The organism is Pseudomonas sp. R3.Fl, from assembly GCF_023516765.1.
GTDB classification, from domain to species: Bacteria; Pseudomonadota; Gammaproteobacteria; order Pseudomonadales; family Pseudomonadaceae; genus Pseudomonas; species Pseudomonas citronellolis.
Window position 1 is genome coordinate 6,860,560 of sequence record NZ_JAMGSO010000001.1, and the last position, 15,220, is coordinate 6,875,779.

15 protein-coding genes are annotated in these 15,220 nt (G+C 66.8%); 10 read left to right on the plus strand and 5 right to left on the minus strand.

Annotated features, from left to right (window positions below; genetic code table 11):
* Positions 1-2: 2 nt before the first annotated feature.
* The 8 genes from M8R19_RS30300 to M8R19_RS30335 all read left to right on the plus strand — a co-directional run bounded on the left by M8R19_RS30300 (position 3) and on the right by M8R19_RS30335 (position 7,696).
* Positions 3-1,043, plus strand: coding sequence for a WD40/YVTN/BNR-like repeat-containing protein (locus M8R19_RS30300; protein ID WP_249919805.1), 1,041 nt, complete (start codon positions 3-5; stop codon positions 1,041-1,043).
* 10 nt (positions 1,044-1,053) lie between these two features.
* Positions 1,054-1,503: a VOC family protein gene (locus M8R19_RS30305; RefSeq protein WP_074979550.1), complete on the plus strand. Its 450-nt coding sequence runs from the start codon at positions 1,054-1,056 to the stop codon at positions 1,501-1,503.
* Positions 1,504-1,515: 12 nt separating this feature from the next.
* Positions 1,516-2,118: an amino acid synthesis family protein gene (locus M8R19_RS30310; protein WP_249919806.1), complete on the plus strand. Its 603-nt coding sequence runs from the start codon at positions 1,516-1,518 to the stop codon at positions 2,116-2,118.
* Positions 2,119-2,141: 23 nt separating this feature from the next.
* Positions 2,142-2,990 carry an alpha/beta fold hydrolase gene (locus M8R19_RS30315; protein ID WP_249919807.1) on the plus strand — a complete coding sequence of 283 codons (849 nt, stop codon included), beginning with the start codon at positions 2,142-2,144 and terminating at the stop codon, positions 2,988-2,990.
* A 20-nt stretch (positions 2,991-3,010) separates the two neighbouring features.
* A complete protein-coding gene (locus M8R19_RS30320) occupies positions 3,011-4,615 on the plus strand; it encodes a bifunctional 3-(3-hydroxy-phenyl)propionate/3-hydroxycinnamic acid hydroxylase (protein ID WP_249919808.1) in 1,605 nt (534 codons plus the stop codon).
* Positions 4,612-5,397: a 2-keto-4-pentenoate hydratase gene (locus tag M8R19_RS30325; RefSeq protein ID WP_249919809.1), complete on the plus strand. Its 786-nt coding sequence runs from the start codon at positions 4,612-4,614 to the stop codon at positions 5,395-5,397. The genes M8R19_RS30320 and M8R19_RS30325 overlap by 4 nt, the downstream gene beginning before the upstream one ends.
* Before the next feature lie 77 nt (positions 5,398-5,474).
* On the plus strand, positions 5,475-6,422 hold the full coding sequence (locus tag M8R19_RS30330; RefSeq protein WP_249919810.1) for a helix-turn-helix domain-containing protein: 948 nt from the start codon (positions 5,475-5,477) through the stop codon (positions 6,420-6,422).
* A gap of 68 nt (positions 6,423-6,490) precedes the next feature.
* Positions 6,491-7,696, plus strand: a complete 1,206-nt coding sequence (locus tag M8R19_RS30335; RefSeq protein WP_249919811.1) for a multidrug effflux MFS transporter — start codon at positions 6,491-6,493, stop codon at positions 7,694-7,696.
* Positions 7,697-7,779: 83 nt separating this feature from the next.
* Here the strand turns inward: M8R19_RS30335 and M8R19_RS30340 are convergent, their stop codons facing one another.
* From M8R19_RS30340 to M8R19_RS30350, 3 genes are all read right to left on the minus strand, one after another.
* A complete protein-coding gene (locus tag M8R19_RS30340; protein ID WP_249919812.1) occupies positions 7,780-10,191 on the minus strand; it encodes a TonB-dependent siderophore receptor in 2,412 nt (803 codons plus the stop codon).
* A 143-nt stretch (positions 10,192-10,334) separates the two neighbouring features.
* Positions 10,335-11,324: a FecR domain-containing protein gene (locus M8R19_RS30345; RefSeq protein WP_074979568.1), complete on the minus strand. Its 990-nt coding sequence runs from the start codon at positions 11,322-11,324 to the stop codon at positions 10,335-10,337.
* Positions 11,324-11,878: a sigma-70 family RNA polymerase sigma factor gene (locus tag M8R19_RS30350; protein ID WP_009619857.1), complete on the minus strand. Its 555-nt coding sequence runs from the start codon at positions 11,876-11,878 to the stop codon at positions 11,324-11,326. Before M8R19_RS30350 ends, M8R19_RS30345 begins: the two co-directional genes overlap by 1 nt.
* Positions 11,879-12,099: 221 nt before the next feature.
* On the opposite strand from M8R19_RS30350, the gene M8R19_RS30355 reads away from it, so the two are divergent.
* Positions 12,100-12,849 (plus strand): succinate dehydrogenase iron-sulfur subunit, encoded by a 750-nt coding sequence (locus M8R19_RS30355; RefSeq protein WP_009619859.1) that lies wholly within the window; start codon positions 12,100-12,102, stop codon positions 12,847-12,849.
* A gap of 4 nt (positions 12,850-12,853) precedes the next feature.
* On the opposite strand, the gene M8R19_RS30360 is transcribed toward M8R19_RS30355, so the two are convergent.
* Both M8R19_RS30360 and M8R19_RS30365 read right to left on the minus strand, forming a co-directional pair.
* Positions 12,854-13,402: a DUF488 domain-containing protein gene (locus M8R19_RS30360; protein ID WP_249919813.1), complete on the minus strand. Its 549-nt coding sequence runs from the start codon at positions 13,400-13,402 to the stop codon at positions 12,854-12,856.
* Between the two features lie 12 nt (positions 13,403-13,414).
* Complete coding sequence (locus tag M8R19_RS30365) at positions 13,415-13,624, minus strand: hypervirulence associated TUDOR domain-containing protein (RefSeq protein WP_009619863.1); 210 nt, start codon at positions 13,622-13,624, stop codon at positions 13,415-13,417.
* Positions 13,625-13,820: 196 nt separating this feature from the next.
* On the opposite strand from M8R19_RS30365, the gene hemN reads away from it, so the two are divergent.
* A complete protein-coding gene (hemN, locus tag M8R19_RS30370; RefSeq protein WP_249919814.1) occupies positions 13,821-15,206 on the plus strand; it encodes an oxygen-independent coproporphyrinogen III oxidase in 1,386 nt (461 codons plus the stop codon).
* The last annotated feature ends 14 nt before the right edge of the window (positions 15,207-15,220 follow it).

The window sequence follows — 15,220 nt, forward strand, 5'->3', positions numbered from 1 at the left end:
CAATGAGTAACGGAACCTTTCTGGTCGCGACCGTCGGCCAAGCGGTCATCCGCAGTGCCGATGATGGCCGCAGCTGGCATCGCCTCGGGCTCGGCCAGCCGCTGGAGTTCGATGCGATCACCCGTTCGCTGAGCGTCAGCCCGGCGGCGCCCGACGTCATCTATGCCGGCGCAGACATCGGCCTGATCGTCAGCCGCGATGTCGGCGGCACCTGGGAACTGGTGGATTCTCCTTTCAATGGGCAGACGGTATGGAAGGTCGCGGTGGACCCGCGGGACCCGCAGCGTATCTTCGTCGGCACCGGCGCGCCTTCGCGGGCCGTGCTCTGGCGCACGCTGGACGGCGGTGCGAGCTGGTATCGCGTTCCGGTGGAAATCCCCGAGTTCTGCGCCGGGGTCAGCCGTCCGCGGCTGCTGGCCTTCGCTTACGATCCGACCGACCGCGACCAGGTCTGGTTCGGCCTGGAGGAGGGCGGCCTGTTCCACAGCCGCGACGGTGGCGACAGCTTCACGCGCATCGACGACCGGCTGCTGTGGGACTACAACTCCGACATCCACAACATCGTGGTGTTGCCCAACCATGGCAAGAAGGTGGTCGTGGTGGTCTGCGTCAACGCCATCTACCGCAGCTTCGACGAAGGCGCCAGCTGGACCGGGATCATCGCCAAGGAGGCTTTCGGCCTCTACTACGCCCGCGTGCTGAACGCCCCGCTCGGCACCGAGGACACCCTTTACCTGAGCATCTCCGACGGCACGCCGGGCACCACCAGCAAGGTCCTGGTTTCCCGCGATGCCGCCGCGAGCTGGGAAGTCCTGCCATTGCCGCAGCAGCCGAACTCCTGTGTCTGGGCGATCGCCTTCAACCCGGCCAATCCGCGGCAGATCGTGGCCGGCACCAAGTACGGCCATCTGTTCACCTCGGAAAACGGCGGCGACAGCTGGCAGAAGCAGTGGCGCGAATTCAGCGAGATTGCCGACGTGCTCTGGACGCCCGCCGTGGCGCAGATCAAGTCGGGACACCAGTCCGTCATCGACAAGAAATGAGGTGCACGCGATGAAATTCGAAGTCGTTCGTACCCATCTGTCGCTGTTCGTCAGCGACCCGGACGTCTCGGCGCGCTGGTACGCCGATGTGCTCGGCATGCATGAGTCGGCCCGTGGCGAGAGCTGGATCATGATGGCGTTCGGCAGCAAGCACCACGACATCGCCCTGATCAAGGCCGCGCCCGGCGCCCACCAGGGCGGCCTGGGCCTGCAGCATTACGGGCTGGAGATCGCCGGCGACATGGACACCTTGCGCCAGCTCTACGGCATGCTGCTGAACAAAGGCGTCGAGGTGGTGAAGATCACCGATCACGAAATCGGCAACGGCGTGTATTTCAACGACCCCGACGGCAACCGCCTGGAGTTCTTCCTCGAAACCGACCACGACGACGAACGGGCGAAGGCTCGCTTCAAGGCGGCCGGTGCGCCCAGCCGCAACATCAATCTCGACCCACTCTGAGAGCGTTCGCCAATGAAACCGAGCAATTTTTCCAGCTACCACATCCGCAAATGGTACAGCTTCGTCGAGGAAACCCTGGCCAACGAAAGTGGCCAGTTGGCCGACGGCGAGCCGCTGTTCAAGTACGTCGTCGCCGCCGCCATCCACAACCCCTATGCCGGGCGCTTCAGCGAAAGCCTGGCCGAGCTGATCGAGAATTCGCCGGAGCTGGGCCACGAGTTCGGCCGCCGTATCCGCGAGCTGGCCGGCGATCGCGCCATCGTCAGCTACGGCAAGGCCTGCCTGGTGGGCAGCAACGGCGAATACGAGCATGGCAACGCGTTCCTGACCAACCCGGCTGCCGACCCGGTGCGCCTGGCGCTCGGCGGCGGCAAGTCCTGGGTGCCCTCCACCGGCAAGCGCAGCGGGCCCGGGGCGACCATCGACGTGCCGCTGGCGCACAAGGACGCGCTCTACGTACGCTCCCACTACGACACCGTGTCGGTCTCCTTCGGCGACGGCCCGGCCGCCGACGAAGTCATCATCATCTGGGCCTTCGCCACCCGTGGCCGGCTGCGCGCCCGCCTGGGCGGACTATGCGCAGAGGACATCCAGGGCGACAACGGCCTGACCTGATGACGAGCTGCGGGAGAATAGCCATGTCCGCGCAAAGCCAGTTCTTTACCAATCGCTCCGGCTTGCGGCTGCACTACCTGAGCTGGGGGCGCCAGGAGGGTGTTCCGGTGGTGCTGCTCCATGGCCTGCGCGCCTATGCGCAGACCTGGGAGGCGCTGGCCGGCGCCCTGGGCGAGGGCTTCCATTGCCACGCGCTCGACCAGCGGGGCCGTGGCCTGAGTGATTGGGCCGAGCCTTCGAGCTATCGTACCGGGTCCTATGTCCAGGACCTGGAAGACCTGGTCGCCCATCTCGGGCTGCAGCGCTTCGTCCTGGTCGGCCATTCGCTGGGCGGGGCGAACGCGCTGGAGTATGCGCGGCAGCACCCGGGACGCTTGCTGGCGCTGGTCATCGAGGACATCGGCCCCGGCTCGTCGAGCGCGGGGGAGGGCGCCGAGCGGATTCGCCGGGAGATGCGCGAGACGCCCTTGCTGTTCGCCGACTGGGACGAGGCAAGGGCATTCTGGCGCAGGTCCCGCCCGGGGCTGTCGGAGCAGGGACTGGCCTCCCGCCTGGCCCATAGCATGCGGGAGAGCTCGGACGGGATCACCTGGCGGCACGACCAGCAGGGCATTGCCCAGGCGCGCCTGAGCATCGCTCCCACCGACCTCTGGCCGGCGGTCAGGGCGCTGGATTGTCCGAGCCTGTTCATCCGTGGAGGACGTTCGGACTTTCTGCCCCCGGCGACCGTGGCCGCGATGAGCGAGGCCAACCCCCATATCCGTACGGTGGAGATCGCCGACGCCAGCCATTACGTGCACGATGATCAGAGCGAAAGGTTCAACGCCGTCGTGACTGGCTACCTGGCAGGTCTGACTGAACGACAACAATAAGACATCGGTGAGAAGAGAGCATGAAACGGGAGAACACTCAGGTAGTGATTGTCGGCGGCGGGCCGAACGGCATCGCTGCTGCCCATTACATGGGCCTTTACGGCATCGACTGCGTGGTACTGGAACTCTCGGAAGGCATCCTGCCTTACCCGAGGGCGGTGGGCATGGACGACGAGGCGCTGCGCGTCCTGCAGACCGTGGGCGTGGCGCAGCTGGCGCACCGCGACATGATCGGCAATGTGCCGCTGCGCTACTACAACGCCCGTGGCGTCTGCTTCGCCGAGGTCAAGCCGAGTGCCGCCGAGTATGGCTGGCCGATGCGCAACATCTTCATGCAACAGCTGCTCGAAGGCACCCTGCGCGAGGAACTGGGCAAGCGTGAAAGCGTGGACCTGCGCCAGGGCCACGAGATGCTCGAGCTGAGCCAGGACGCCGAAGGCGTCACGCTCAAGGTCAAGGATGCCGCCGGCGAGCCCTACGAGCTGCGCGCCCAGTACGTGATCGGCGCCGACGGTGGCCGCTCCTGCGTGCGCAAGCAGCTCGGCATCGAGCTGGTCGGCCTGACGCACCCGCGCAAGTGGGTGGTGGTCGATGCCGCCAACGACACGCTGGATGCGCCCTACACCGCATTGCATGCCGACCCGCAGCGGCCTTTCGTGTGCATCTACCTGCCGTACCGCCAGCGCCGCTGGGAGTTCATGCTGCTGGAGGGCGAGGATGAGGCGAAGATGTGCGAGGAGGGCAACATCCGCCGGCTGATCCGTGGCCACATCGGCGATGCGGTCGATCAGCTGGAGATCGTGCGCATCCGCGCCTACACCCACAACTCGCGGGTGGCGGAGCGCTTCGTTTCCGGACGGGTGGCGCTGATCGGCGATGCCGCGCACATTACCCCGCCCTGGGCCGGGCAGGGACTGAACTCGGGCCTGCGCGACGTGGCCAACCTCTGCTGGAAGCTGGCCGCGGTGCTCAAGGGCCGCGCCAAGGCCTCGATCATCGAGACCTACGACCAGGAGCGCCGTGGCCATGCCACCGACCTGATCGCCCTGGCCGACAACATGGGCGCGGTGCTCGGCCTGACCAATCCGCTGATGGCCGGGGTGCGCGACTGGCTGTTCCAGGCGGTCGGCACCGTCGACAACCTGCGCTCGCACCTGGTCGAGTTCAAGTTCAAGCCCAAGGCGACCATCGGCAAGGGGCTGGTGCACCACGAGCGGCCGGACGTGCAGGAGGGCGACCTGGTCGGCCAGCTGTTCATCCAGCCCTGTGTCGAGAACGCCGCGGGAGAGCGCCTGCGCCTGGATGAGGTTCTCGGGCCCTGGTATGCGGTGATCGGCTTCCGCGTCAATCCGGCGGAAGGGCTGAGCGCCGAGATGCGAGCGTTCTGGGATCGCCTGGAGACGCGCTTCGTCCAGGTCAACCGTTCGCGTAGCGGCAGCCGTGGCCAACCGCTGAGCACCCCTGGCGCCATCAGCGTGGAGGACGTCGACAACCGCCTGGCGGACTGGTTCGGCAAGGCTCGCGACAGCATCGTGGTGGTGCGCCCGGACCGCTTCGTGGCCGCCATCACCACGCCAGAGCGCCTGGAGGGCGTACTGGCCAAGCTGGCGGGGCAGCTGTCATGAGCGCCATCGGTCAGCTTCCGACCGCGCTGCGGCGGGCCAGGTTGATCGCCATGGCCTTGCCCCCGCTGCCCGAGCCGGAGGCGTTGACGGTGGAGCAGGGCTATGGCCTGCAGCGCCAGGTATTGCGCGAGCGGCTGGAAGAGGGTGAGGCGCTGAGCGGCTGGAAGGTCGCTTTCGCCGGCGCACTGGCGCAGGCCCGCTTTGGATTGAGCGAGCCGGTCTATGGCGCGCTGACCAGTGGCATGCAGGTGGCGCCGGACAGCCGGGTCGCACTGGTGCAACTGGTCCAGCCGAAACTGGAGGTCGAGGTGGCCTTCCTGCTGGGGCGGGACATTCCACCCGGAAGCTACAGCGACGAGCAGTTGATCGCCGCCATCGGCGAGGTCGCCCCGGCATTCGAGATCGCCGATAGCCGGTGGCGGGACTGGAGTTTCGAGGCCGGCGCCTTCCTGGCCGACAACGCCGCTGCGGCGATGTACTGCCTGGGCCAGGGCCAGGCCTTCGAGCCCGGGCGCCATGCCGACGTGGAGTATCGCCTGGAACACGATGGCGTGCCCTGTGGCGCCGGCAGCACCGCCGGGCGGGCCGATGCGCCCCTGGTCAATCTGTGCTGGCTGTTGCGCCGCCTGCTCGCCGATGGGCAGCCATTGCGCGCTGGCCAGGTGGTCCTTTCCGGTGCCCTGCTGCCGCCCCTGGACATCCGCCTCGGTGAGTACCGGCTGCACATGCTGGGCGCGGAGCTGGTCCTGGGATTCGACGCGGTGTCGCCGGCCAACGCTTGAGGGACGATGTCCGTCAGGGATGACGTAACCGCCCTGTGGGCTGACAATCAGAGCCATGGCTCAGAGGAGCGCTGATCATGCTCGCCGAAGTTCGTTCCTTCACCGACCCCCAGTTGCATGCCGGCTCGATTCCGGGATGGTGCCAGACCTACGACCAGCTGGGCCGTGGCTGCCTTTCCAGCGAGTTGCGGCAGGTCTCGGCTGAGCGCTTCCAGATATTCCAGGAAGTCCTGGACAAGCGGGTGGTGCAGCACGGTCGGGCGCCCAGGGGACGCTTCTGCATTGCGATGTCGCTCGGCAACGGGCGGGCCCCGGTCTCGCAGGGGCACGAAGTCGGCGCCCATAGCGTGGTGCTGTTGCGCGATGGCGAAGAATTCCTCCTGCATGCGCCAGAGGGCACCCGGTTCTTCGCGGCGAATGTCGATACCGTCCGCTTCGCACGGCTGGCGGCCTTCGAACTCTCCGGCGAGCAGCTGCGGCTGCTGAAAAGCCTGCCGCAGATCGGGGTTTCCGACAGCGTGCTGCGGCGCGTCCAGCAAAGAATCCAGCCGGTCTTCGGAAGCCTGCTGCAACGGGCGGGGACGGTCGGCAGCGCCTCGGAAAAGATGCTCGAGGACACGCTGCTGGACACCTTCCTCGACCTGTTCAGCAATGCCTGGGACGAGGGGCGGGGGCGGCGCAGCAATTTCGCCGTCAGCGCCTACCTGGTGAAGCGCAGCCAGGAACTGGCCCTGGCCAACGCCGATACGCCCGTCAGCATTCTCGACCTGTGCGAGCAACTGCGGGTCAGCCGCAGGACCTTGCAGAACAGCTTCCAGGTGGTGGTTGGCATCCGCCCTGTCGAATACCTGCGGAACATCCGGCTGAATGCGGTCCGCCGACGGCTGATCAGCACCATGGCAGTGGACTTCAACGTCGGCGAGATAGCCGCGGAAATGGGCTTCTTCCACCTGAGCCATTTCGCCGGCAGCTACCGGGAACTGTTCGGCGAGTACCCGTCGCAGACGCCCCGAGCTTCCGCCTGACAACGGGCCCGCCGCGGCCGTCGGTTGCGCGGCGGCCAGCCTTGCGTCCATTCGCTTCCGGAGTCTCCATGACAACCCGCCCGGGACCGCCCCTGGTCCTTCTGGCCGCCCTGACGGCATTCGTCCCCCTGTCCATCGACGCCTACCTGCCCGCGCTCCCGGCCATCGCCCGGGGGCTCGCCGCCGACAGCGCCCAGGTGCAGCTCAGCCTGAGCATCTTCCTGCTCGGGCTGTGCCTGGGCATGCTCGCCTACGGCCCGCTTTCCGATCGCTACGGCCGCCGCCCGCTGCTGCTCGGCGGCATCGCCCTGTACCTGGCGGCGACCCTGCTGTGCATGTTCGCCGGCAGCATCCAGCAACTACTCGCCGGGCGCTTTCTCCAGGCCCTCGGTGGCGCCGCCTCGGCGGTCCTGGCCCGGGCCATCGTCCGCGACCTGTTCCCGTTGAACCAGGCCGCCAGGATCCTGTCGCTGATGCACATGATCACCATGGGCGCGACGCTGCTGGCCCCCATCGTGGGTGGCCTGCTCATGGTCCTGCAGGGATGGCGGGCGATTTTCCTGGTGCTCTGCGTGCTCGGCGGCGCCTGCCTGCTCTGCACCCTGGCGCGCCTGGACGAGACGTTGGCCGCCGAGCGCCGCAGCGCTTCCATCCTCCAGGCATTCAGGGCCTATGGGCATCTCCTGCGTGAACCCCTGGCCCTGGCCTACGTGGGCTGCAACGGCCTGTCCCTGGCGGGCATGTTCGCTTTCATCACCGCATCGCCTTTCGTGTACATGGATTACTTCCAGGTATCGCCGCAGGTGTATTCGTGGCTGGTGGGGGCGAACATCGCCGGGGTGATAGCGCTCACGCTGCTCAACGCCAGGCTGGTGCCCCGCACCGGGCCGCGGACGATGATCGCCGCCGGCGCGGCGAGCACCCTGGTGGCCAGCGCCGGGTTGCTGTTCTGCGGCATGACCGGTCTCGGCGGGCTGCCGGCCATCGTCGCCTTCGTCGTGCTCTACGTCGGCAGCACCGGCCTCTTCGGGGCCAACTGCATCGCTACCCTGATGGCCCTCTACCCGGGCAGGGCCGGCGCCGTGGCAGCCCTCGCGGTGGCCGGCCAGTTCGCCCTGGGGGCGTTGTGCAGCGCCTGGGTCGGGAGCCTGGGCGACCGGACGCCGGCGGCCATGTGCCAGGTCATGGCCGCCACCGGCCTTGCTTGCGTGTTCTTCCACGCAATGGCCCGCAGGCTGGAAAGAAAAGCGGGGGTCCAGGTCGTTCGCGAGTAGCTGTTCGCGGAAGGCCAGTGGGGAGTCTGCTGAAGCTGGACGCGCGACCCGGGCGGAATCGATCGGCTCGCGCGTCCCGCGCCTTACCAGTTGTAGCTCACCTTGGCCGTGATCTCGCGGCCCGGGTTGTAGTAGTCCGCGCTGCCGCGACCGACCACATGCTGCTCGTCGAACAGGTTGCTGACGTTGATGGCCAGGTCGGTGTCCTTGAGGATCTGGTAGTTGAACGCGGCATCGAACAGCGTGGTGGCGTCGCTCTTGCCGGTATTGTTGAAGTCGCCGAAATAGTAGGACCCCGTATAACGGGCGCCCAGGCCGACGCTGACATCCGTTCCCGGCACGCTGTAATAGCTCCAGAGCGAAGCCGAGTGCTTGGGTGCGGAAACGAGCTGGTTGCCCTTGATCGACACGACCTCGTAACCCGTCCCGGCCCATACCTGCAGCGCACCGCGAAGCACCTCGGTGTCCATGTAGGAGTAGCCGCCGACCAGGCTCAGGTTCTCCGTCAGCTCGGCCTTGACCTCCAGGTCGAGGCCACGCACGCGCTGCGAGCCTACGGTCTGCTGGTCGATGACGCCGTTCGGCTGCACGACCGCGGTGGCGACATCGTCCTGGGTCAGCTGGTAGACGGCAGCGGAGAACAGCGCGTTCATCTCCTGCGGCGAATACTTCACGCCCACTTCGTACTGGGTGCCGCGCTCCGGAGTGACGCCGACCTCGGGCGGGGAAACCGACTCCACCATGCTGACGTAGGTGGAAACCTCATCGTTGACGATATAGGTCAGCGCGCCGCGGAAAGAGTTTTCCGAGAAACTGTCCGAGGACTTGGTCCCGTAGAGGTGGTCGGTTTCGGAAACGTCCATGGAGTCGTTGCGCATACCGGCGGTGACGATGAAACGCTCGTAGAACGACAGGTTCTGCTGCAGGAACACGGACTTGATGGTGCTGTCCTGATCCTTGTCCTGGTAGACGATGGCCGGCGAAACGCCGCGGTATACCGGGTTGGCAACGTCTATCGGGTCGGCGGAGCCATAGACGGAAACGTTCTTGGCGGAGGAGTCGAGATATTCCACGCCGACGATGCTGCTGCTGTCGATGTTTTCGAAGCGCGCGTCGTACTGCAGCATCAGGTTGCCGTTGAACTGCTCGGCGTCAGTGTCGGAACCCAGGTAGCCACGGTCGACCAGGGTGCCGGTATGCCCGGAAGCGTCGCTGATGTAGGCATAGCCGTATTCATCGCTCAGGTCGCTGTGGCGCAGGTTGCTGCGCAGGGTGAAACCGTTGTCGAAATCATGGGTGAAGTTGGCGCTGACGTTGGTGCGCTCGACATCGTGGAAGTTGTAGCTCGGCTCGCCGAAGAACTTGTCGCGGTCATACTCTCTGTCCATCGGGTAACCGCCACTGTTGGGCGTGTTGTCCTGGCGCAGGTGATCCACCACCAGGGTGGCGGAGGTATAGGCCGTCGGCGCCCAGGTCAGGCCGCCCATGAGGAAGTTGTTGTCGTCCTGGGAGTGGTCGTATTCGCGATCGCTGTCCTGGAACTTGCCGGTGAAGCGGTAGGCCAGGGTCTTGTCTTCGTTCGCATCGCCGGTATCCAGGCCGGCCTCCATGTGGTTGAACGAGCCGTAGGTCGCATAGACCTGGCCGAACCTGTTGAAACGCGGCTGCTTGGTCACGAAGTTCACCGAGCCGCCGGGGTCGGCCGGGCCGAACAGCGTGGAGTTGGCGCCGCGCAGCACCTCGACGCGCTCATAGGCGAAAGGCTCCTCGCGCACGCCACGCATCGAGCCCAGGGTCAGGCCATCGCGGTAGGTGGTGGCCTGGAAGCCGCGAATCAGGAAGTAGTCGTTGCGGTCATCGGTGCCGTAGTAGTCGGTGATGGTCCCCGGGGTGTACTGCAGGATTTCCTCGGTCGTGCTGGCGCTGCGCTGCTCGATTTCCTTCTGGGTCACGACGGAAACCGATGCCGGGGTATTCTGGATGTTGGTCGCCACCTTGCCGCCGACCCATAGTTCCCGACTCACCACCGAGGCGGAGGGGTCGTCCGCTACCGCCTGGGCGTTGACGATGACGGGAGCGAGGCGATAGGGCTCCGCGCTTGGCGCCTTCTGCAGTCCATAGCTGCCATCGGCCTGCTGAACGGCCTCCAGGCCGGTTCCGGAAAGCAGCATGGCCAGGCCGTCCGACACCGTGTAGCTGCCTTGCAGGCCCGGGCTGGTCACGCCCTCGGCCACGCTGCCGGCACCGACCAGATACACGCCTGCCTCACGGGAAAAACGCGTGAGCGCGCTGGCCAGCGGGCCGGCGGGAATGTCGTAGCTGCGCTCGGCGCTGGCCACGACGCCGTCCCCGGCCATGGCGACCGGCGACCAGCCCGCCAGGCTCACGGCGCTGCCCGAGAGCGCCAGGTGAAGCGCCAGGGTCAGCGGGCGCAGGGCAAAAGCGTGTGCGACAACACCCGGGTGGGCAGCGCGCGGGTGACAGCGGAGGGACATGGACGGCATTCCTCTGGGGACAAGGGTTGATGAGCGAAGACCCTCAACCGCCGATGCGGCGATGTTTCACGTCTTCTCACTGGGTAAACCAGCGAGCGGGCGAAACCCGGAACCCTTTTTCCGATTTTTTTTGCCCGCCGTGTTCAGCGCCGGGCTTCGATGCTCGCCCACCAGGGCAGGGGCTGTTCGATACGGATCGGCAGCGCCGAGGCCAGCATGCGCAGCACGCGCTCGGAGTCCTGGATGGGGAAGTTGCCATACACCCGCAGGTCGGCCACCTCATCGGCAACGCCGAGGTGGCCGTGGCGATAGCGGCGCAGCTCCTGCACCACCTCGCGCAGGGAGATGTTGTCGGCCAGCAGCGAGCCCTGGGTCCAGGCTTCACGGGCCGCGTCGGCGGCCTGGCTGTCACCGATGTGGCTGGCGCTGAAATGCGCCTGCTGGCCGGCCTTCAGCACGCGGACGGCGCCCTTGGCAGTGCGTATTTCCACAGCGCCTTCATAGACGGCCAGCCAGGTTCGCTCGCCCTCGCAGCGCACGTTGAAGCGCGTGCCCAGCGCTTGCAGGCGCCCATGCCCGGTCTCGACGTAGAAGGGGCGCGCGCCCTTGGCGGTGGCGATGAACACCTCGCCGCGCACCAGCGTGACGCGGCGAGCCCGGGCACTGAACGCCAGGTCGATGGCACTGGCGGTGTTGAGCCAGGCGCGGGAGCCATCGGCCAGGGTTATTTCACGTTGCTCGCCAGTGGCGGTGCGGTAATCCGCGCCCCAGGCCATCAGGCCGGACGGCAGCAGCGCTTCACGCCAGCCCAGCCAGCCGCACAGGGTGCCAGTGCTGACGGCCGCCATCGCGGTCAGCAGCCGGCGACGCGAATGCATGCGTTCGGCGGCGATACCCAGCGCATCGGCGGCCAGGTGCGTGTCGGGCCGGCCGCGCAGCGGCTCGAAGTTGCGGCTGACGCCTTCGACATAACGCCAGGCCTGCTCGTGCATCTGATCCGCGCCCAGCCATGCCTGCCAGTGGGCGCGCTGCTGGGCGCTGGCCTGGCCGTCACGCAGGGTGGCGTACCAGTAGGCCGCCTGCTCCAGCACGGCGTGCGAGGGCAGGGGGCTTTCGTGACCGGGGTTCGCCATCAGTAGAGCGGCTCCTGGCGCAACGCGGCAGCCGTCTCGCCGGCGCGCAACGTCAGGCACGCGAGCATGGCCTGGGCCACGTACTTGCGCACCATGCGCCCGGAAACCCCCAGCTGCGCGCCGACCTCGTCGTCGGTCATCTCGCACACCACGGCGAGGGTAAAGGCCCGTGCCGCCTTGGCGGACAGCGTCTGCAGCATGCAGCTGATTTCCTCCAGGGCTTGCAGAACCGCGGCCTGCCGCTCGGCGGAGGGGCACTGCTCTTCCGGCAGCGCCGCCAAGGTGTCGAGCCAGGCGCGTTCGATTTCCTGGCGCCGCCACAGGTTGATGCACAGGTTCTTGGCGGTGGTTCGCAGGTAGGCGCGCACTTCGGCCATGCTGGCGAAGCGCGGCTGGCTGGCCCCGCCGATCAGCCGCAGGAAGGTGTCGTGGGCCAGGTCCGCGGCATCGCTGGCGTGCCCCAGGCGCCTGCGCAGCCATGCCTGCAGCCAGCCGTGATGGTCGCAGTACAGCGTCTCCAGCGATGGAGGAGTGGCATAGGCAGATGAGCTCACAGACAGTCACCACGCCGCTGGGTGGTGTCCCGCGGCCATCAGAATCTTTTGGTAAATGAGAATCGATACTAATCATCACATAGCTTGCCATTGGCCAGCAACTCGGCGCCGCTGCCGGCGCTGCTCCTATCGATGAGTCGTATAATTCCTGGGCTGCCGACAGAGGCTTGGCCAGATCGCCTGGAAGGTCCACGCTGGAGATCGGCCCGGAGGTGAGCGAGATGAAAGTCCGTATTTACCGTTATCTCCCGGAACAGGATGCAGCGCCGCGCCTGCAGGACTACACCTACGACCTGCAGCCGGGCGAGGACATGATGGTGCTCGACCTGCTGGAGCACCTGAAAACCCAGGACCAGACGCTGACCTACCGGCGCAGCTGTCGCGAAGGCGTCTGCGGCTCCGACGGCATGAACATCAACGGCGCCAACTGCCTGGCCTGCATCACCAGCGTCTCGACCTTGCTCCACGGCGGGCAGCTGCCATCCGGGCAGGCGATCAGGCCGTTGCGCGGCGACGTGGACATCGTCATACGGCCGTTGCCCGGCCTGCCGGTGATACGGGACCTGGTCGTCGACATGCGGACGTTCTACAGGCAGTACGAGCGGATAAAGCCCTACCTCATCAACGACCAGCCGCCACCGGCCATCGAGCGGCTGCAGTCGCCGGAGGAGCGGGCCAGGCTGGATGGCCTGTACGAGTGCATCCTGTGCGCCTGCTGCTCGACGCAGTGCCCGTCCTGGTGGTGGAACCCGGAGCGCTTCATCGGCCCGGCGGGCCTGTTGAATGCCTACCGCTTTCTCGTCGACTCCCGTGACACGGCCACCGAGGCGCGGCTGGCGGCGCTGGACGACCCGTTCAGCGTGTTTCGTTGCCGCTCGATCTACAACTGCATCGCCTTCTGCCCGAAAAAGCTCAAGCCGCGGGCCGCCATCGGGCATATCGAGAGGATGCTGCTGAAGCGCGGCACCTAGCCGCTCACTCCGGCGGTGAGTCAATCGCGGGATAGACCACCGAGCCATCCGCCTGGACGACGGCGCCGGGCGTCAACCGGGCCGGCTCCAGGCGGCCTTCCCCCATGATGTGGAAGACCGTCTCGCCCCTGGCGATGAGGTAGTCGCTGACGATGCGGCGGTGGCAGCGCCACCACACGGCTTCCGAGCACATGATCGCGCAGCGCCGTTGGCGCCCCGCTTCCAGCAGCTGCTCCAGGCCCTGCTGGAACGGTTCCGAGAGCGCGTAGTCGGCATAGTTGCGGAAGCTGCGGTTGTCCCAGAAGCCATTGACCTGCGCCGGCAGGCCCCGGGCCTTGCCGCGCAGCCCGCCGAGCGCGGCCAGGTGCTCGTAGGCAATGCCGCAGTCGGCCAGCGCCCCGGGAAGCGTATCGGCATTGAACTGCGGGTTGGACGCGGAGCGCGGGACCTTGCGGATGTCCACGACCAGCCCGACGCCGGGCTCGCGCAGCAGCTCGACGAAGGCGTCGAGGCTCCGGTTGGAGTGGCCGATGGTGAAGAACGGAAGCTTCACGGGCCGCCCGCATCACACAAGGGTGAGGGCGCTGCCCTTGTGCGCCGCGATGTGGTCGGTCCTGTCGCTCTTGATCTCGTACTGCGGATCGTCTTCCGAGGCGTGATGGCGGTGGCCCTTGTAGTCGAAGTCGCGGGTATGGATGGCGATGATCGTCCCCGACACGCGGCCCGCCTCGGAATTCCAGCTCACATGATCGCCGATCTCGAATCTCCTGGTCATCGTGCAGGCTCCTCAGGACGTTGCGCTAACCGCTGGCGCTGCCAGTACGGACAGTCTAGCTCGCCCTGGATGCGCGAAGCCGAGCTGCGCCCGGCGGAAGTTCTTGATCCCGCTCAGGAGGCGCAATGCTCACATGGGTGTATCTTTGACCGGACGACTTGCAGCGACAGACTGCCAGCGTCCGAGGAGCCGTGCCATGTCTGAGTCGATGAGTTTCAACCGCGCGCTGGTCGAGAAGTACGATCGCCCCGGCCCGCGTTATACCTCCTATCCCACCGCGCCGCAGTTCCATGGCGCGTTCGCCGCCGACGACTATCGCCAGGCCGCCCGCTCGAGCAACCGGGCGCCGGCCAAGCCGCTGTCGGTCTACATCCATATCCCGTTCTGCAAGAGCCTCTGCTACTACTGCGCCTGCAACAAGATCATCACCCAGAAGACCCACCGCGCCGTGGAGTACCTGGACTACCTCAAGCGCGAGATCGCCATGCAGGCGGCGCTGTTCGAGGGCTCGCGCAAGCTCACCCAGCTGCACCTGGGCGGCGGTACGCCGACCTACCTGACCAGCGAACAGTTGTCGGACCTGATGGAGAGCCTGCGCGAGCACTTCAACCTGGACGAGAGCGACAACCACGAGTTCTCCATCGAGGTCGACCCGCGCACCATCAGCCGCGAGCGCATCGCCGAGTTGCGCGCCCAGGGCTTCAACCGCCTCAGCTTCGGCGTGCAGGACTTCGACGAGAAGGTCCAGGCCGCGGTCAACCGCGTGCAGAGCGAGCAGCAGATCTTCGACCTGGTCCAGGCCGCCCGCGAGGCGCGCTTCAAGTCGGTCTCGGTGGACCTGATCTACGGCCTGCCGCTGCAGACGGTGGAAAGCTTCGACGCTACCCTGGGCAAGATCATCGCGCTGCGCCCGGACCGCATCGCCGCCTACAGCTACGCCCACCTGCCCGAGCGGGTGCGCGCGCAGCGGCTGATCCGCCGCGAGGACATGCCGCCGCCCGAGCGCAAGCTGGAGCTGCTGGAGCTGACCATCCGGCGGCTGACGGGGGAGGGCTATGCATACATCGGCATGGACCATTTCGCGCTGCCCGACGACGAACTCACCGTGGCCCGCGCCAGGGGCACGCTGCAACGCAACTTCCAGGGCTATTCGACGCATGCCGACTGCGACCTGATCGCGCTGGGCGTGTCATCGATCAGCAAGGTCGGCGACACCTACGGGCAGAACGTGAAGGAGCTGTCGCAGTACTACGCGCGCCTCGACGAGGGCCTGCTGCCGGTGCACAAGGGCTACCGGCTGACCGACGACGACCGCCTGCGCCGCGAGGTGATAGGCGCGCTGATGTGCCATGGCCGCGTGGACTACGCGCCGCTGGAGGCGCGCCACGGCATCCGTTTCAGCGAGTATTTCGCAGGCTCGCTGCGGCAGTTGCAGGAGCAGGTCGACGACGGACTGGTGGAGCTGCGCGACGACGCGCTGATCCTGCTGCCCCAGGGCCAGTTGATGATGCGCAGCGTGGCGATGGCCTTCGATGCCTACCTGGGCGGCGAGCAGCAGGAGCGTTTCTCGCGCACGATCTGAGGCGGGGCGACGCT